We start from the raw sequence: 19340 nt of genomic DNA, 5'->3' as shown, positions 1-19340 counted from the left end.
ATTATGATGAATATTGAACAGCTATCTACCCAAAACTTATACCAATACAAAATCTCTCGTGCTAAACGTACTTTCGATTTCGTGAGTTCACTGATTGCTTTGATTTTGCTAGCGCCAGTATTTCCATTGATTGCGATGGCTATTGTACTCACTTCTCGTGGCCCGATTTTCTACCGTCAACTGCGTGTTGGTAAATCGACACCGGAGAAAATGGAAATCTTTGAGATCATGAAATTCCGTAGTATGTACGAAGATGCAGAAACGCGTTCTGGTGCCGTTTGGGCTACGGCGAATGACCCACGAATCACACCCGTTGGCCGATTTTTAAGAAAGACGCGTCTTGATGAGTTGCCACAACTGATCAATGTATTGAAAGGTGAGATGTCTCTAATTGGCCCACGTCCTGAACGCCCTACTTTTTACACCAAACTAGAGAACGAAATCCCCTACTTTGCTGACCGCACATACGGCGTAATGCCCGGTATTACGGGACTAGCACAAGTAAATCAAGGTTATGATACCTGTATTGATGATGTACGTCGTAAAGTGGGCTTTGACCACAGTTATGCACTGAGTCTGTGCTCTATGAAATCTTGGATTGTGGCTGATCTCAGTATCATTTCTAAAACAATCATAGTAATGGTCGATGGACGTGGACAATAGGTGGGATGTGTTTGCGGTGATGGATGTTTTTTATAGTCTACTTAAGGGTATGTAACTCTGACGCTTGATAGAAAGTGGCGACCAAATTGCTTAACAATTGGTCGCCACTTTTAATTTATATTGGAGTGTTTATGCTTATTTAGTATCTAAAGCTTAAATTGACCAACAAGTTGGCTTAATTGCCCACCAGCCTGTTTAAGTTCATCCACAGCGGTACTTGATGTTTCACTCGATATCAGCAGTGAACTTACAATGTCGCGTATAGTCACCAAGTTACGGTTTATTTCTTCCGTTACTGAGCTTTGCTCTGTTGCCGCAGTTGCTATATGGTCGGTCATTGCATTGATTGAGGCTACAGCGGTGCTAACATCATTTAAACCCGCTGAAATATCATTTGATGAAGTCACAACATCCTGACAAGTATTACTACTTTCACCCATAGACGAAACCGCTTGTTCAACCAACTTATGAAGCTCATCAAGCATGGTCTTAATCTCTAACGTACTACCTTGAGTTCTACTTGCAAGGTTACGTACTTCGTCTGCTACTACAGCAAAGCCTCGACCTTGCTCACCTGCTCGCGCGGCTTCGATTGCTGCGTTTAGTGCTAGTAAGTTAGTTTGTTCTGCAATCTCGCCAATAACCTGTAACACACCATCTATCTTTTTAGACTGGTCGTGGAGTGAATTCATGTGTTGACTTGTGGTCACTACATTCTGTTCTAAAGAGCCAATAGATTGTGTCGACTTTTGCACAAGGTTTTGAGCATTATGAGCGTCATTGTTAGCTTCATTCGTTGCACTAGCCACTTGATGAGCACTTTGTGCCACTTCGTTTGCTGTACTACTCATCTCAGTAACAGCTGTCACTACCTGCTCTGTCTCGTGGTTGTGCTCTTGAAGTTGATTACTTAGGTGAACCGTTTGGCTACTTATTTGGTCAGTGGCCGTCGTAACATTATTTGTAGCTTTCGAAACATCAGTAATAATATTGTGGAGCTTGCCGACAAACTGGTTAAATGCTTTACCTAATTGTCCAATTTCATCTGTACCCGACACATTAATTCGATGGGTAAGATCACCTTCACCATTCGCAATGTCGATAAAGGTATTAAGCATGTCTTTGATTGGGGCAATCATGCGTGAAGCAACATAAGACATGATCAGACAAGTTAGGGCTACTAATGCAAGCGCAGTAATGACAATTGTTGAAATTTGCGTTTCCATACGCTCACTGGCTTCTTGACGGTAAACCTCTGTAGCCTTAGCAATGTCATCAATATACAGACCCGTACCTAAGAACCAACCCGTTCCCGAAATAGGAGCAGCGTAAGCAATTTTTGGTTGAGGGACAGACGATCCAGGTTTGTCGTAAATGTATTCAATGAAACCACCACCTCTCGTCGCCTGTTCATGTAGGCGAACAGTGATTTTGATGCCATTCGGATCTTTTAAACCGCCGCCATCTTTACCTTCAAGTTGAGGCTTTAGACTGTGAACAATGTAGTGATCATTTTCGTCGAACACAAAGAAGTATCCGCTGCCATTAGAAAAACGTGCTTCTTTTAACGCGAATCTAACCGCTTCTTGCGCTTCTTCACCTGTACCAAAGCGTCGAACTACATCTTCAACTACAGATTGAGCGATAGTAGCTGCATCTTCAATATTGTTCTTACGTTCATCGGTTAAGACCGTTTGGTAGTCTTGAATTTCATATTCAAGAGCCGATAGTTGGGAGTTAATAACAATTACTAGAGTCACAATCGCAACCAACATCGCTGGTACAATTGCAGACAAAAGCATCTTCATTTTCATAGATAAATTATACATAAGTAGTCTCAAACATTATATTCGCGAAGATATTACATCATGCATACTTTTAAATAAACGCCGTACTTATTGATTGTATCGATGAGGTGATTTCGTTTTTCATTAAGTCACCTGAGTACATATGTCTCATACACACCAATAGGTTATTAATTATTCGCTGTTTTTTCGATTTTATGTACTATTTGATATACGATAACTGTTGTCATCCAATACCCAAATTCGAAACCAACCCTATGAAAATCGAAGATCTTAAGTTGTTCACCACCGTTGTCGAACTGGGTAGTTTTACTGCCGCCGCTAATGCTCTTGACCTTCCGCGAGCTAACGTTAGCCGCAGAATTAACGACCTTGAGAAGTCTCTCGGCATTCAACTGTTCTTTAGAACCACACGAAGCCTCTCCTTAACCAAATCTGGCGAGCTCTATTACAAAGAACTACTCAATGCATTAAGTGCGCTCGACAAAGCAAACCATGTCGCTTCCAACCTGTCAGAGGTTGCACACGGACAAATTAAGATTGGTCTATTGCCTGAAACCAGCGATATCATGCAGTCGACTCTGTTTAAATTCCAAGATATGTATCCTAAGGTTGAGCTTGATATTCGCAACATTAGTAACGGCTTTGTCGACATGTACCGTCAAGGGTTAGACCTCGCTATGCATGGTGGTACGTTGAGCGATGCAAACGTGGTTGCCCGTAAAGTGATGGTTCTTCAACGTATTTTTGTCGCAAGCCCTGAATTTATTGAGAAACAAGGCAAGCCTTCAAGCCTAAGAGAGCTCACTAATTACCCATTTGTTTGCTTCAGGTGGCCAAGTGGGGACATCGATAAAGAATGGGACATCAAAGATCACACCATCAAAGTAGAACCTTCGGTCGTCAGTGACAGCATTGGCTTTGTTAAAGGCGGTGTTATTCGACATAGAGGTATCGCGTTGTTACCAGAACTTTTGGTGCGACATCAGCTCAAAGACGGTAGCTTGATTAACCTATTCCCCGACGACAATCTTCAAAAAGAAGAAGCATGGTTGCTCTACCCTCAGCGTAAAGCGTTAAGCCATTCAGCACAGCTTTTGATTGATTTTCTATTACAAGAACTTCCGAAACTCTAACTATTGTAATGAATATTGTGACAGTGTTTCACGAGCAGGCTAGATTATCCTAACGAAATAGAAAGATAGAATCGCTTCATAAATTCAAGAGGAGCAATCCATGAAGCCTATCTTTCAACATTCATCTATTTTTCAACGTTCGTCTACTTTTCAACAGACACCTATATTCAAATATACAGTCATTGCACTAAGCTTAACCGCCCTGTTTGGCTGTAATGACTCAGAGGCGACTGCGCCTCAAAAACAAGCTCGACCAATTCAAGTGATTCAACTTGAACCTCTTTCACATACGGCTGAAAAGTCTTTTACTGGCAAGATACAATCATCGGAAACGGCTGGCGTTGCGTTTCGTGTGCCTGGCACTATTCAAAATATGATGGTCTCTGTTGGTGATTCAGTAAAGAAAGGCCAACCCCTTGCGCAGTTAGACCCTCATGACTATCAAGTCGCGTTAGAAGAGTTACAAGCACGAGCCCTTGAAGCTAAATCTGCACACAAATTGGCGACATCCGAACTTGTACGAGTAAAACAAGCCATCGCTGATAATGCGATTGCCGATGTTAACCTAGACCGTGCAATCAGCGGGTACGAGCGAAGTGAAGCGGCGGTTAAAGTCGTAGAACAGAATATACGCCGTGCGAAAGATTCGATTCGTTATACCCAATTGCTCGCCCCTTTCGATGGTGTGGTTGCGGCATCAAATTTTGACCAGTACGAACAAGTAATGCCGGGCATCTCGGTGTTCACAATCCACAATCCAGATAAACTTGAAGTTAAAATTCAAGTACCTGAAAATTTGATTCATGAGTTCAAACCAAATCAAACTTCTGTCATAGATTGGTATGGTTCAGAGACTAAACTAGTTGGTTATGCCGCTGAAATTTCGACGTCACCTCACCCAATCAAGCAGACCTATGCGGTTACTTACCATGTCGACTCCACTGACAAATCGGTATTACCTGGAAAAGCGGTCACATTGACGACTCAACTTGGAGAAGCGAGCAGTAATTTCTGTTTGCCCTATTCTGCGTTAGTCAACCAAACGGGTATCGAGCAAGTATTCACTGTTAAAAATGAACAAGCTCATGGCGTGACTGTGGATGTGATTTCTATGTCCGAAAATACTGTGTGTGTTGAATCGACGCTCAACGATGGCGACTTCGTGGTCGTGAGTGGCGCGCAATACGTGGTGGAAGGACAATACTTCTCCAATATTCAAGTTAAAAGCCTGTAGGTGAACCATGATGAATCTAGCTGATTTTGCAATCAAACAACGCACCTTCATCCTGTTTTTCACTGCACTGAGTGTCATCGCAGGCCTGTTTTCTTATTTTGAGCTTGGAAAACTTGAAGACCCAAGCTTCACCATAAAGACGGCCGTCGTTGTAACGCTCTACCCTGGCGCTTCTGCGGAAGAAGTGGAACAACAAGTCACCGACACCGTCGAAACCAAACTCCAAGAAATGGCGACACTTAATAGGCTTCGATCTTTATCGCGCCCCGGCATGTCGATGGTATTTGTCGACCTAAAAGAGTCTCTCAATTCAAAAGCACTTCCTCAAGAGTGGGACTTATTACGCCGTAAAGTGTCTGATATGAAGTTATTGCTACCTTCAACTGCACAGATCAGTGTCGTACAAGACGAATTCTCTGAAGTCTACGGCATGCTTTTCTCTATCCACAGTAAGGATGCATCGCCTGCAGAATTAAGACGTTACGCAGAAGAGCTCCAACGCAGAATTAAAACCGTCGATGGTATTAAGAAGATTGAACTGCATGGTGTTCAACCACGCGTTGTTCATATCGATATCCCAGATGAAAGGTTGGCGCAATACGGCCTATCTATCACACAAGTTTGGTCGCAGTTGAATACGCAAAACATGACGTTTGATGCGGGTAAGTTTTCAGTAGGTACTGAGCGAATCCGAGTTCAACAGTCGAGTGAGTTCAGTTCGTTAGACGACATCAAAAATCTGATGATCAAAGGCGGCGTAAGTGAATTGGGAACCAGTTTAATTCGCTTAGGCGATATCGCTGACATCACAATGGGTTACCAAGAGCCAATGATGACAGAAAACCGCTACAACGGTGTACCTGCAGTCACATTAGCGATGAGCCCAGTCACCGGTGTTAACGTGGTATCACTTGGCGATGAAATCAATCAGATCGTCAACGATTTTCAAACAACCTTACCACTAGGTGTTGATATTGCGACAGTTGCTAACCAACCTGAAGAAGTTCAGAAATCGATCGACAACTTCGTAAGCAACTTATTAGAAAGTGTCGCGATTGTCTTTATCGTCTTGTCGGTATTCATGGGATTAAAAAGCGCAACCATCGTCGGTTCGAGCCTCCTGCTGACTATCTTGTTGACGCTTATCTACATGAACATGACTTCGATTGACTTACACCGAGTTTCGCTAGGTACGTTCATTCTTGCCCTCGGAATGTTGGTAGATAACGCCATTGTCATCACCGACATGATGATTGTGAAAATCAACAAAGGCATCGACCGCACTAAAGCCGCGATTGACTCTGTTAAAGAGACAGCAACACCACTCTTTGGTGCGACAGTTATCGCTATCATGGGTGCGAGCCCTGTAATTTTTTCAAAAACCGATGCTGCTGAGTTCGCAAGCTCGGTATTCCTTATCATCGCGTCGTCATTGTTACTGTCTTGGCTAGTTGCGATGACCTTCACGGCCTTGATGTGTTGGTTCTTCATCAAGCCAACCAAGCAAGCTGATAACACCAAAGTCAGCTTATACCGTAAGAGTGTCAACTGGACTGTCGATAATCCGCTTAAAGCATTGAGCGCTTTGGTTCCGTTGATATTAGTGACGGCATTAGCTATCCCGAACATTGCCGTTAACTTTATTCCACAAGCCGACCGACCGATCCTGTTCCTAGATTACTGGCTACCGAACGGTGCCAAGGTTGAACAAACCTCAGAAGACATGAAGCGAATCGAACAATGGTTGTTGGAACAGCCCGAAGTCGAAAGTATTTCAACCTATGTTGGCGCAGGTGCTCCTCGCTTCTCAGTGACTATAGAGCCAGAACCGTTCGATCCGGCCTATGGTCAGATTTTGATTAACGCGACCGATTTTCCGTCACTAAGCCCATTGATTGCACGCGGTGATAAATGGTTAATGGAAGAGTTTCCGAACGCAGACCCTCGCTTTAGAAGCTTAAAATTGGCGACGGCGGATAAATTCAGCGTTGAAGCACGTTTCTCAGGCCCTAATGCCGAGGTCTTACATGGCTTATCAGAGCAAGCAAAAGCAATCTTCGCAGAACACCCAGACACCAAATACGTTCGTGACGACTGGCGACAGAAAAGTAAAGTATTTGAGCCTGTCATCAACCAAGAAAAGATGCGCTCTGCAGGTATAAACCGTGCGGATATTGCGTTCGCGATGAAGCGAGCTTCAGAAGGTATGCCCTTGGGTCGTATGAACTTAAACGATGAGTTGGTCACTATTCAACTACGTGGTACAGAGAGCTCGATTCAATCGCTAGAAACGCTTCCGGTTCGTTCTTTATTAGGTATTCACAGCGTTCCACTAGGCCAAGTGATCGATGGGTTTGAATTAAGCAGTGAAGAAACCATGATTTGGCGTCGTGACCGAGTAAAAACCATCACAGCACAAGCAGGTGTTGGTCGTTACACCACACCTGCAGCAGTAAGAAACTCCGTTAAAGAGCAAATTGAGTCCATTCACCTTCCTGATGGTTATCACTTAGAATGGGGCGGCGAATATTACGACGAGCATAAAGCCGTCAGCGATATTCTTAAACAGCTACCTAAAGCAATCTTGTTAATGATCATCATCTTGGTGGCGATGTTTAACGGCTTCAAACAACCAGTAATCATCTTCACTACCCTACCGCTTGCAGCGACGGGTGCCACATTCAGCTTATTGCTATTGGATAAACCATTCGGATTTATGGCATTGATTGGCGCCGTAACCTTAACAGGTATGATCATCAAAAACGGCATTGTATTGATGGACCAAATAGAACTTGAACGTAAGAACGGGCGCTCACTATCTGACGCCATCAAAGAAGCAACCGTGAACCGTACAATGGCGATTTCAATGGGGGCACTGACTACAGCACTTGGTATGATCCCGTTGTTAAGCGACCTACTGTTTGACCAGATGGCGGCAACCATTATCGGAGGCTTAGCTGCAGCAACCGTGTTGTCTCTGTTTGTGATGCCTGCGCTGTACAAGCTTTTCTATCGAACTGAAGAAAAAAAGTCAGTAGCAGAAGCAATCAAAGACGCTGTGATTGTGCTTGATGCAACACCTCAGCCTTCAAACAGCGGCAATACAACTTCATTCAACAAGGAGCAATAAACATGCATCCATTAACTAAGTTTAAAGTAGCTCCCATAGCGCTCGCTTTGTTGCTGACAGGTTGCGCGGTTGGCCCAGATTACGAAGAACCGCAAACGACCATGGCAGAGACGTTCTTATATAGCCAAGCTGATGTGAACCAAGACGGTGTGAGCCAAAACGAACAGCATAATCATTGGTGGACACAGTTCAATGATCCCACGCTCAATCAGTTAGTGGCCGATGTTCAAAGCCAGAACATCCCACTTAAACTGGCAGCCGAGCGAATCAACATGGCGAACTCATACAAAAGCGTGGTCGAATCATTCAAGGTTCCGACCATTAACGTCGGTGGTGGTTATTACAACTACCAACTGAGTGAGAACGACTCCCTACTCGGCCCGGTATTTGGTGCCTCTGATGCGGTTGAGTCAGCAACGGGCATGTCGTTGCTGGAAGCTCAACACGATGGTGGATTCTTAGGTGCGAGCATCGCGTGGGAAATGGACTTGTTTGGACGTATCGACAAACAATCCAACGCAGCGACGATTCGAGTTGAACAAGCCGAGATATTCCAATCAGGCCTGAACACCTTGATCACTGCCGATGTCATTCACAATTACCTGCAATATCGTGGCGCGCAAGAGCGAAAAATGATCGCACTAGAGAACATAGCCGACCAAAAGCAGACTTTAGAATTGGTCACCAAAGTGGTTCGCAGCGGCTACGGGTCTGAGTTAGATCTTGCTCAAGCCAAAGCCATGCTTGCGGCGACTGAATCTATTGTTCCTCAACTTGAAATAGCAGAGCAAGTTCACAAACAACGTATGGCGGTGTTGTTAGGCGAATCACTCACGAGCGTAAACCAACGTTTAGTCGGTGAATTCACCCTTCCGCGAATGAACGATGTAATTCCGACAGGCTTACCTTCTGACTTATTAGAACGACGCCCAGATATCCGAATCGCAGAACGCGAAATGGCAGCCATTAACGAAGAACTTGGTGCAAGCATTGTTAATCGCTATCCAAAGTTCTTCCTAACGGGTACGCCAGGTGTGACGGCTGGAAGCTTTGATGATCTGTTCAGTAGCGACTCATTCGGTTGGGCTGCATCTGCCGGTATCAGTTGGAATGTATTCGATGGTGGCCGAGGCGAAGCCATGGTAGAAATGAACGAAGCAAGGTTCCGTTCTGCAGCGCTTAACTACCAACACTCTGTCGACAGCGCCTTTGCAGAAGTCGATTCAAGCTTGTTTGCCTATGGCCGTAGCCAAGAGAACCAAACGCGCATCGATGAAGCTACCCTTGCCGTTGATAACGCGGTGAGCAAGGCAAAGTCGCTATACAAAGCGGGGCTAGTCGATTACTTGTCGGTGTTAGACGCACAAAGACAACAAAAAGCGATGCAAGATCGCCAAGTAGCCGCCAAGCTTCAAACCGCCAACACCACGATTGCGGTGTATAAAGCCTTGGGTGGAGATTGGAAAGTGGCGAACGAAACGCAGAGTGTCGAATTAGCTCACGTTAACTAGTCTTTCTGCTCTATGTTCTCTGCTGAATGTTCTTTGTTCTGTGGTGAATGATGTAATAAACGTAATAAAAAATACCGCCGTTGATTACGGCGGTATTTTTATGAATTCGTTAACTGGCTAATGAGCTGACCAACAAGATAACAAGTGACTAGGACTTAGATTCATCGTTGCTATCTGTGTCTACGGTTTTGATCAAAGGGCCTGCGCACTCGACAAAATCACCAATATCGAAAGTCTCAGGCGCATCGGCTCCACCCGTCACCCCAAAACTACCAGTAACCGTTGGCTCCTTATCAGTCTTATCTACGTCTAAAATGATCTCTACTTTATAAGTGTGACCGTCAGGAAGGAGTTTGGCACACTCTTCGAGTGTCGAAGCGTTAGCTCCCACGCTAAGACCGAATAAACACACCGCAAGTACACTACTTGTCATTTTCAACATCATAAAACCTCTCGAAGACTATAGAAACATCATACCAATAATCTGCAAATCTTCACGATAAACGTTGAGAAGTGAGTTCATAGTAACAAGGCCAACTAGCCCCAACCATGGGGAGCGCTTTCGCTATCATCATACTCAGCATGACAAACCGAGCACTTGAAGTAGCTAATTTTTGATTTTGATTTATGTGAACCCAATAACACGCCGAATGCAATATTTAGAATTCGTGACTTGAGGGTGTTTTTCTCCTGCTGTTTTAACTTCACTTCGGACGCGCTTAACCTGATGTGTGACGTTTTCTTATTACAGTTTCCACATCGTAATACAGTGTCATTTTCTTGCATTTCCCTATTCCTTTAAGCACGTATATAGACAATTTCGTTATAACCTAAGTTCGCTGACTGAATTAGGTTCCAAACCGACATTAATAAACAAACGCTTAGACTCAAAGCAAACTAAAGAACCGTCACGCCTTCAACTTCAATCACTGAGTTAACATTCGCTCGCTCGATTATCTTGAGTAACGTTGTCTGGATTAACTCATTATCTCGAATTTCTGTTTCGCAAGAGAAACGCTCCTCTTGAACACCATCGCTCTCACCCAACATAAATTGAACCGAAACTTCCGTTGCGAGATCTTTTGTCGTTCCGTAATACGCTAGCGTGATTTTTGGGTATCCGTTGTCGCCTTTTTTAACCTGCTTTGCGATGCGTTTTTTAGCTTTATCTAAATTCATACAACTTCCTTTTAAGGCTGAAACTAAAAATGAACAAACGTCTGGTATATCGTAGTTTTACTATAAAGCATTACCACATCCACTACATGATTTTATGGATGATAATCCTCTTTTTCTTACGTTAGTTTTTCCACAAGAAACACAAAATTTCAATGAGTGGATATTGTAAATAGACGTCAAGATAACCAGCGGAACCCAGACCAATAATTCTGACCCATTACCACCTGAGCTATAGATAAAACCAATCGAGAAGATACCAAAAACAACAGACTGCAAAGTCCACAATGTTTGTTTGTACTTCGCACCTTTGATAATAAAAAACGTAAAAAAGCCAATTGAGCTACTGATAAGCCCATAAACCGCAAAACCTATAAAGGCTTCTTGTTGATTCATAACTCTCCCTGTCAACCTCACGTTTATGGTCCGAGCAACGCTACTGCCCCAAAACCATACGACCTTAAACATTAGTCAAACTTTAAACGAAAAGTGCCAAGCCTCGTAAATCACTTTTGAGTTATCTGTTCGTTAGCAGCTTTCAAGGCCGCATTTAAACCGTCTGTATCCTTACAACCAATGTAAACATGCTTTCCATTGCTTAGGTTTAACTTCAGCGCTGAACCTATCGATACATTATATAACCAACCATCGCTCAACATGCGGATGCCAATACCTTGATACCACTTGCTTTGATAAAACGATGTCTCCGTTATGTCTGACACTTCTACATTCTTACGCCAAAAACCAAAACCGAAATACCAGCTCAATGCATTGCCTTTGACCTCAATTGTCATGGAGAAAAAGAGCAAAGCAATTAACCCGTTGATGGCGTGAGCGATGAATGTTCCGGAGTTATTATCAGACATAATGACAATGAAAGCACTTATCGAAACAAGGATGAGCAACAACCCCTTGTTGTATTCCTTACTATAAAACACAGTTATATCTCCTATAGACAACGAACAACCAATTACCTAGCCAACAGCTATCTTACTGCGGCCTTTCTAAATAATCGTGGCGAGTAATGAAAGTAGATTCCCCAAAACCAAGTAGCATTACCTTGATACTACCTAACCAAAGTATCAAAGCAGAATAACCTTGTTCAGGTTTAAGCCTTGTTATAAAGCACATCGAATCTACATTAGCCACTTGGCTATGCTTTGACCCATTCGGATCGCAGGACAGCTAAAACTATGGTATCCCACCACCGCCCTTTGAAAAAACGATGCTCTCTAAAGTGCGCTTCTTGACGCATACCTAAAGACTTACAGAGCTTAATGGCAGGTAAATTCTTACTGATTGTCTCCGCATAAATGCGGTGTACGCCCAATGTTGAAAAACCAAAATCAGCCAAAGCGAGAGCCGCTTCATTGCTTAACTTATGACCTTGATGCGATCTTGAAAACGCACACCCCATTGAAGCTTGCTGATTGTCTTCTAAACGCAAACAAACAGTACCAATGAACTGCCCTGTGCTCTTATATTCAACTGCGAGTTGATATGATTTCCTTGGTTCTTCAGACGCCTGGGCTATAAACAAGTTGGTTAACTCTTTATATTTAATAGGGTCACAGTCACTTTCATCATAGAAACGCTGATATTTAGCATCTTGAGACATCGCCACGAAAGCATTTTCATCGCTAGGATTCATATCCCTAATAATCAGCCGCTTTGTCTCAATTTTAAACATCGAAGTTCCTTTTCATCGTTGTAAGCTAACGCCCAATAACGTAACGAAACACACTCAAATCTACCATCTAAATCACTAAAGCAAAGCCGAACTGCAACGGCCAAGTGTTAACTGTCTGCTTAAATTACTCGCTATATTTCTTGATTTATAGCTTTCACCTGCCCAATTAAAGTATCGTATTCATACTCAATCCCTATTTGTTATGCCTGTTCTAACCCTTTCAGGGAGCTTGGTACTATTATTTTATGAAATGGCGTAACGAAGAACATATAGGTCTTGCCAAACACATTGTTCACATGAACCACGGTATTTGCGTGAACAATTGCGGTTTCTCCTTCAGGCTCAATAAGAAAAGAAACTCGGACATTAAGATGTTTATCACAGTCTTCTAATACAACTTCATTCTCAGTTGAACTGACCAGTGTAAAAATACCGACTCGTTCGCCTACAACATATTCTGAACCTAATTTATCTCGGGATACATCTTGTAGACCACCCAAATTTTTCAAACCGAGTTTCGATACAACCCAGTTTCTCGTAGACATCAGAAATGCAATCCAAGTCGGTGTTTGAGCTGCTATTTCAAGAAATACTTCAATAGCAGTTTGGTTGTTGTATTTTATTTTTTTTGAAAAGCTATCACAGAAATATGAATTTTTGGAATACTTGCTCAATAGTGACTTCTTGGGTATAGACATAAACTCTCCTTGATGATGAAAAGTCGACAATGCGCCATAGCGAATAATATGGGCTCCCCCTCCTGAGGAACTGCCACACTTAAGTGGGATTACACCGGAGGTAACATGTCTGATGATTCTTACTTCAGCGGTATCACTCTAACTAAAAAACACTTTAGCCTTCATGCCGCAGAGCAACATGGCAAGGCAATACTGAGAAGTCAGTTACCCGGTCTTAATTACTAATCCCATACTCGTTTTTTATACGGGCAATTCCTCATATGTACTGATTACTTTAACTGCACCGCTTAGATCATTTTTACCATTAAAGCTATGCTTAACAGCAATGACGTCACAGCCACTAGATTTACCAGCACGAATACCCGCTGTGGAATCTTCAAACACAATTGTTTGGCCAGGTGAAGCCGCTAATCTACCAAGAGCTAAAGTATAGGCTTCAGGATCCGGTTTATGCTTAGTTACGTGCTCCTGTGTGATAACAAGGTCAAAAGCATTCTCTAACTGCAACGAGGTTAAAATATTATCAACCATCCATGTTGCTGCTGAACTAACAACTCCACACTTTTTCCCTGCTAGTTTTAACTGTTCTATATAAGCCTTAGCCCCAACATTTAGCTCAAGATCATCATTGAGCATCTGTTCGTAATGAGCTCGAAAGTGGTAATTAAACTCTTCTAAGTCAGGAGCAATATTTGCATTTTCAAAAAAGTGACCCGTTACAACCTGCCAACTTTCCCCCATAACATCTTTGTAAATGTTGTGGTCTACGTGTGCGCCATAATCTAAACAAGCTAATGCTAACGCTTTGCCCTTTAAAGGCTCTGAATTTACTAATGTTCCGTCCATATCGAACAGATAAACTTCGTAATCTTTCAATTCACTCTCCGTGTTAGATTTTTCAAGCACGTATAAGCCTTGTTAACTAGTGAAAAATGCAACCAAACTAATATGACTACCTTACCCACAAAAGCCGACCATTACAAAAGTGCTGAGCGTTTTGGAATCCAGTTAAACAATCTATTAGGTGATGGCTACGATAGTAGGCAATAAAGTAGTGGCAACAAACTAGCGAGCAATAAGCTGTGCCCAACAGACGTACTCTCTAATTTTGTCACAATGGTTGATTTAGCAGACTCGTTTTCAATTAACGAACTAGCAGAAACGCCAGCCATGTTACTAGGGTCACTATATCCGACCTTATGACCGGAAAAAGACAAAAGTGAACCCAGAGCAAGAAGAATTAGCATTGAATAGAACGCATAATCACTAGAAAATGCTAGTTTCAAATAGCCTGTGAAATACTCGAAAGTAACCACAATTAGCAGTGCTAATAAATTTGATAGCACTATCAACCTTACGAATTTAAACATATTCCCTCTGATACCAATAGAACGGCTAACGTCCCAATAAACGGTGAGTGAACGTGTGCCATAATGAAGCGAAACAAAATCGGCACACGTTTATGAATCCGACTTAACTGCTTTGTGAACTGGCTTTTCTAGCGATCACTAAACCATGATTACTTGATCCCAAAAGGCTTGCTTCGTCGCAATTTGCCAAATGATAATCTAACCATGTCTGATATTGAGATGGCGTAAAGTTATTAACACCGTTAGATATGTAACGTCCAAATCCATCTGTTGCTGCGTGTCCAATTACATTAAACCCGTTTTTGTTTACAAGATTTTCAATTTCACTAGGCGTTGCGAAATACCCGACCTTAAAAAAACTATCGGCTTTAGCGTTTGATACAGTGCCATGTTTATTTAACTCTAAAAGCACCTCCGGAGTGACTAGCTCTGGAAATTGTTGGGCAAACATACCAGCGACAAAGAAACGTGAAATATAGGCTATGGCTAGTACACCATTTGGCTTTAAAATCCTTAGTGCTTCATTAACCGCAAGTTCTCTTTCATGCAGAGTTTTTAGGTGGTACAAGGGTCCAAGAATTAGACAAACGTCTTGAGAACTACTTTCGATAAATGACACATCACAAGCATTACCCTCAAACACTTTTAACTCAATACCTTCAGATTTTGCTTTAGTATTTAAAATCTTCACTTGGTCAGGCGCAAGTTCTACTGCTGTAACATCACAACCTAATTTCGCAAAATGTAAGGAATAGCGCCCCGTTGCTGCTCCTAACTCACATACTGATTTCCCTTTAAGTAAATAAGGTGTGAGTTTATGTATCGTAGTATCAAACTCTAACTGAGCGATATATTGCCGAGTTAGCCTTTCATCTTCGTTTGCTCCCGTATATTGGGCTATCAATTCTTTCATTGGTCAACATCCCCTTTGCCAGTTAGCGCTGCGTTAAGTAGCTGACAACGCAACCACTACACAGTCGACTTAAATTTGTTATTAGAACGATACTTAAAGGTATCGCCCTAACTAAAAACCGCTTTAGTCTTCATGCCGTAGATCCAGATGGTAAAGTTATACTTCAGAAGTCAGTAACTCGCTATAAGCTACTGACTACAATAGCAAATATGCAACTCATGCGTTGAAGCGAGTAGCGAAAATAGCTAACTGGGATATAAATTTGCTATCGCTTGTTATAAGCGAACTAGCTTGACCGTATTACTTATTTTTATTGTTCAGCCCAGACTCTAGTGCTGCTGCCTTAGTTTTAGCTGACTCTTCATAAGCATTAAATACATCGCTATTTTTACGACCGCTAAAGTGCAGAAAACCATGAATAATAAGCATAAAGAAGGATATCAACACAACAAATATGGGCGCTAAACCTAACCCATCAATGTTCGTTGATAAAAGACCTAGAACAAAAAATACACTCGATATAAGTGCAACCGATTTACTGCGAGATGATGAGCCTATAAGTAACCCGCTTTACATAACTAAAGAAAGAATAATACTTAGAACCTTTTACGCATACTTTGAAATACTTAACAAATGCAATAGCTTATAACGAAAAGTTAAAGCGTGAATAACGCAATACCGAAGCTACTGCAAACACCTTAATCACTAAAACCAACACACAGTAAAAATGCCACGCGTTGCGAATCACCCTTAAACAGTTTATTATGCGGTTGATTTGTTATAAATGTTCGGATGCCAGATTTGCATAAGTATTTCTGGGTTCTCAATAGGCTTAAAACCGTACTGTGAATACAAGCCATGAGCATCTCTCGTGGCTAGAACCATTCGTCTTAAGCCTTGCAGATCAGGATGTTCAACGACTGTTTTGACTAGCCATTTACTCAACCCTATCCCTCGGTGAGATTCAAGAATGAATACATCGGCTAAGTACGCAAATGTTGCCTTATCAGTAATCAAGCGGGCAAAGCCGACTTGAGAGCCTGAACTTTCAAACACCCCAAAACAGAATGAATTTAGTACAGCTTTTTCCAATGTGCTCTTAGGGATACCTTGAGCCCAATAGCTTGTTGAAACAAATTGATGAATGACATTAAGATCAAGTTCATCATTATTGGTGCTAATTCTAAAGCCTTTCACTCAAACTCCTCCCTGAGATTAAGTACAATTTTTCCCAAACCGCATAGACATAATGACCCCCACGAAAGGTGCTAGCCTCCAATATCGTGGGTTAGCTTAAAGCCAGAGCCATAATTAGTGCGTCAAACAACTAAATTTGGAGGCTAGCATGAATAAAGATAGCATAATTTTTATTGGCTTAGATACGCATAAGTCATTTATTCAAGTCACTGTATTACAAGAACATCGTGGGGCAAATCCACAACACCTTGGTCGTATTAAATCTAATAAGTCCGCGTTGATTAAATTGGCCAAACAGCTGCAATCCAAGTATCCAAAAGCCACTCTGCACTTTGTCTATCAAGCAGGGCCATGTGGTTACTGGACTTATCGCTTAATGACAAGCCTTGGACACTGCTGCTATGTCGTCGCTCCATCACTTATACCTAAAAAGCCAGGCGATAGAGTTAAAACCGACAAACGAGACGCTGCAAAGCTCGCCAAGCTGTTAAAAGCCGAAGAGCTCACACCCATCTATGTACCGGAAGCAGAAGATGAAGCCATTCGAGACCTCTCGCGAGCCAGAGAAACCGCAATGAAAGATCTCAAAGACGCGAAGTTCCAACTAAAAGGCTTTCTTCTTCGCAATAATATCCAAGCGACGGTGAATGATAACTGGTCTAAAAAACATCTACGGTGGCTAACCGACCTCATTCTTCCTCATCATAGTCAGCAAATCGTTTTACAAGAGATGATCATTACCATCAATGAGCGAATGCAACGGCTTCAACGACTCGATAATGAACTACTCCATCAAGTCAAAAACTGGCGATACTATCCTGTGGTGAAAGCCATTCAAGCTATGCGTGGCGTCAGGTTACTCGTAGCACTCGGCACAATAGCCGAACTGGGTGACTTACGACGATTTGATCATCCAAGAAAGCTTATGGCTTACCTCGGACTCGTTCCAACTGAAAACTCTAGTGGCGGTAAAACTCGTCGTGGCAGCTTAACAAAGTGTGGCAACAGTCGGGCCAGACGGTTGCTGGTCGAAGGCGCACATACCTATAAGCACAAAGCGAACATCTCTGTAGAGCTCCAACTAAGGCAAGAAGGACTGCCTAAAGAGATCGTCGATATCGCTTGGCAGGCCCAGCAAAGGTTATGTCGTCGTTACCAACGACTGCTACAAAAAGGTAAACACCGAAATGTCGTTGTGGTCGCCATCGCTAGAGAGATGATCGCTTACATCTGGGCGATTACTCGTGAAGTTGTCATCAGCGATGTGGATCCTAAAACTCGAATCGCTCGATTACCGGCATGAAGACAGAATTAGTGTTATCGCATTGGATAAAGCATCGGGAGTGGCACAAACACCGACGGCGTTAGGACGGCAATATAGCTTCGGCTATATTGAACCACGAGCATAGACTGAAGACAGGTGCCACGACGGAACAAGTAAGGTAGGCTCTACTCATCAAACGATGAGCAATCCACGTATATCAGCATGAGAACCGACGACATTACTTGCTTCATCTATGCGGTAACACTATCCCCTAAGCAACAAGAAAGGCTCTGATAATACAGGAGAGAAACTTCTACGTTTTTAATTGACAGTGGGGGTCATATCAACGCCCTGTTAAGGTGTGAGCAACGCAATACCTAAGCCGCCGCATACCACCTTAAACACTAAACGCAACGCATAGTGAAAATGCCACGCGTTGCGAATCACTCTTAAACAGTTTGTTAACTGTCATTAGATACCGACTACCTCTCCCTCCGCACTAGATTCCGCAAGCATCGTTGTTAAGTAGTCAGTCATGTTAGGCGATTTTAGGAGAGTCTTAGATAGATGGTTGGATAAACTAAGTAACAACACAGCTAAAGCCATACCTGACTTTTTGTCATGAGTGTATTTCAATCTAGCCAGTTTAGTTTTGATGATTTGCTCATCCCAAGGTTCAAATACATATGAGCTAATCGGGTTACCCTGATTGTCAGTTTCTAGCTGAGTAACGATGGCACCATCCAGAAAGCACATTACGTTTGGATTGCTATTACGATTATTTTGGGCTAACTGTGCTCTCACATCTGCAGTCGTGCAGTTACCTGAACCTCCAAAAACCATGAAGTTAAACAAGTTATTTCTGATATCTTTGACACCTGAAATTCCAAACTCTTCTCCTAATTGAACTCCATGTCCAATATAGTGCTTATTGACAGCCTCGCGAACCATTTGGCTTTTTAGCGTATCAATTGAGTTGGAAAAATTAACTATTTGCTTGCTGTTTTTGTTATACGTGGATTTTATTTCACCGATAGCGTAAACAGATTCGTATGGAAAGTACTCAGTACCATTTTCAGTGTCATATAAAATCGGTGTAGCACTAGAATCAGCTATAATTACGTCAAACTGTGCACTGATATTTAAGTTCTTGTCTACAATATGCCCATGCCCAACATAGTACTTTTCGGGTAATCGCTTTCGGAGAAACTTACGGATTGGAATTTCAAGTTCGTCCCCACTCGCGTCTATATCTCCTGTTGCATGAACAATAGATACTGACCTTTTGCTGTTCAGCAAGTCTTGAGCTTCTTTTTCGTAAATATCGCCAATACGAAGTGTTTTCATACTTTCTTCAACTTTCCAATATGTTGCCAATGACAGTTAACGCCCAATTAAGGTGTGAGCCACGCTACCACAGCACTGCACTTGGACGCCGTAAACACTAAACTACACCAAAACCAAAAACGCCAAGCGTGAGGAATCACTCTTAAATTGTTTGTTGAACGAAGCCGCTGCGCGGCAGAGTAAAGCGAGTGCAAGCCATACTCTTG

18 protein-coding genes are annotated in these 19340 nt (G+C 42.5%); 6 read left to right on the top strand and 12 right to left on the bottom strand.

All coding sequences use genetic code 11. From position 1 onward, the window contains the following. The first annotated feature begins 3 nt into the window (after positions 1-3). Positions 4-663, top strand: coding sequence for a sugar transferase (locus ACED59_RS11850; RefSeq protein WP_017097829.1), 660 nt, complete (start codon positions 4-6; stop codon positions 661-663). 146 nt (positions 664-809) lie between these two features. Here the strand turns inward: ACED59_RS11850 and ACED59_RS11845 are convergent, their stop codons facing one another. Then, positions 810-2492, bottom strand: a complete 1683-nt coding sequence (locus ACED59_RS11845) for a methyl-accepting chemotaxis protein (protein ID WP_029223931.1) — start codon at positions 2490-2492, stop codon at positions 810-812. Positions 2493-2725: 233 nt separating this feature from the next. Here ACED59_RS11845 and ACED59_RS11840 point away from each other — a divergent pair, with 233 nt between their 5' ends. The 4 genes from ACED59_RS11840 to ACED59_RS11825 all read left to right on the top strand — a co-directional run bounded on the left by ACED59_RS11840 (position 2726) and on the right by ACED59_RS11825 (position 9479). Beyond that, positions 2726-3604 (top strand): LysR family transcriptional regulator, encoded by an 879-nt coding sequence (locus ACED59_RS11840; RefSeq protein ID WP_017097827.1) that lies wholly within the window; start codon positions 2726-2728, stop codon positions 3602-3604. Positions 3605-3704: 100 nt separating this feature from the next. Continuing rightward, a complete protein-coding gene (locus ACED59_RS11835) occupies positions 3705-4838 on the top strand; it encodes an efflux RND transporter periplasmic adaptor subunit (RefSeq protein WP_371705097.1) in 1134 nt (377 codons plus the stop codon). Between the two features lie 10 nt (positions 4839-4848). Next, the gene (locus tag ACED59_RS11830; protein WP_198928815.1) at positions 4849-7968 is read left to right on the top strand and encodes an efflux RND transporter permease subunit; all 3120 of its coding nucleotides are present in this window, start codon (positions 4849-4851) and stop codon (positions 7966-7968) included. A gap of 2 nt (positions 7969-7970) precedes the next feature. Then, complete coding sequence (locus ACED59_RS11825; protein ID WP_017097824.1) at positions 7971-9479, top strand: efflux transporter outer membrane subunit; 1509 nt, start codon at positions 7971-7973, stop codon at positions 9477-9479. A 148-nt stretch (positions 9480-9627) separates the two neighbouring features. Here the strand turns inward: ACED59_RS11825 and ACED59_RS11820 are convergent, their stop codons facing one another. The 10 genes from ACED59_RS11820 to ACED59_RS11775 all read right to left on the bottom strand — a co-directional run bounded on the left by ACED59_RS11820 (position 9628) and on the right by ACED59_RS11775 (position 16523). After that, positions 9628-9924: a hypothetical protein gene (locus ACED59_RS11820; protein WP_017097823.1), complete on the bottom strand. Its 297-nt coding sequence runs from the start codon at positions 9922-9924 to the stop codon at positions 9628-9630. Positions 9925-10376: 452 nt separating this feature from the next. Beyond that, positions 10377-10658: a hypothetical protein gene (locus ACED59_RS11815; protein WP_009846780.1), complete on the bottom strand. Its 282-nt coding sequence runs from the start codon at positions 10656-10658 to the stop codon at positions 10377-10379. 60 nt (positions 10659-10718) lie between these two features. Beyond that, positions 10719-11051, bottom strand: a complete 333-nt coding sequence (locus ACED59_RS11810) for a hypothetical protein (protein WP_009846781.1) — start codon at positions 11049-11051, stop codon at positions 10719-10721. 110 nt (positions 11052-11161) lie between these two features. Continuing rightward, complete coding sequence (locus ACED59_RS11805; RefSeq protein ID WP_017097821.1) at positions 11162-11614, bottom strand: hypothetical protein; 453 nt, start codon at positions 11612-11614, stop codon at positions 11162-11164. 194 nt (positions 11615-11808) lie between these two features. Beyond that, positions 11809-12345, bottom strand: coding sequence for a GNAT family N-acetyltransferase (locus ACED59_RS11800; protein ID WP_029222935.1), 537 nt, complete (start codon positions 12343-12345; stop codon positions 11809-11811). A gap of 200 nt (positions 12346-12545) precedes the next feature. Then, entirely contained in the window at positions 12546-13043 is a 498-nt protein-coding gene (locus tag ACED59_RS11795) for a DUF2867 domain-containing protein (protein ID WP_029223930.1), read from the bottom strand. Positions 13044-13283: 240 nt separating this feature from the next. Continuing rightward, positions 13284-13919: an HAD family hydrolase gene (locus ACED59_RS11790; protein ID WP_371705096.1), complete on the bottom strand. Its 636-nt coding sequence runs from the start codon at positions 13917-13919 to the stop codon at positions 13284-13286. Positions 13920-14074: 155 nt separating this feature from the next. After that, a complete protein-coding gene (locus ACED59_RS11785; protein ID WP_083994552.1) occupies positions 14075-14413 on the bottom strand; it encodes a hypothetical protein in 339 nt (112 codons plus the stop codon). Positions 14414-14516: 103 nt separating this feature from the next. After that, positions 14517-15326 carry a class I SAM-dependent methyltransferase gene (locus tag ACED59_RS11780; protein WP_017097819.1) on the bottom strand — a complete coding sequence of 270 codons (810 nt, stop codon included), beginning with the start codon at positions 15324-15326 and terminating at the stop codon, positions 14517-14519. Positions 15327-16088: 762 nt separating this feature from the next. Further along, the gene (locus tag ACED59_RS11775) at positions 16089-16523 is read right to left on the bottom strand and encodes a GNAT family N-acetyltransferase (RefSeq protein ID WP_017097818.1); all 435 of its coding nucleotides are present in this window, start codon (positions 16521-16523) and stop codon (positions 16089-16091) included. A gap of 148 nt (positions 16524-16671) precedes the next feature. Here ACED59_RS11775 and ACED59_RS11770 point away from each other — a divergent pair, with 148 nt between their 5' ends. Beyond that, the gene (locus ACED59_RS11770; RefSeq protein ID WP_371705095.1) at positions 16672-17826 is read left to right on the top strand and encodes an IS110-like element ISVisp2 family transposase; all 1155 of its coding nucleotides are present in this window, start codon (positions 16672-16674) and stop codon (positions 17824-17826) included. A gap of 432 nt (positions 17827-18258) precedes the next feature. Here ACED59_RS11770 and ACED59_RS11765 read toward each other — a convergent pair whose 3' ends face one another. Further along, positions 18259-19134, bottom strand: a complete 876-nt coding sequence (locus ACED59_RS11765; protein WP_017097816.1) for a DUF6602 domain-containing protein — start codon at positions 19132-19134, stop codon at positions 18259-18261. Between the last annotated feature and the right edge of the window lie 206 nt (positions 19135-19340).

The organism is Vibrio sp. FF266 (genome assembly GCF_041439695.1).
In the GTDB taxonomy this organism is placed as follows: domain Bacteria; phylum Pseudomonadota; class Gammaproteobacteria; order Enterobacterales; family Vibrionaceae; genus Vibrio; species Vibrio tasmaniensis_A.
The sequence above is the reverse complement of the archived record's forward strand: the minus strand, read 5'-3'. Positions and strand labels throughout refer to the sequence as shown.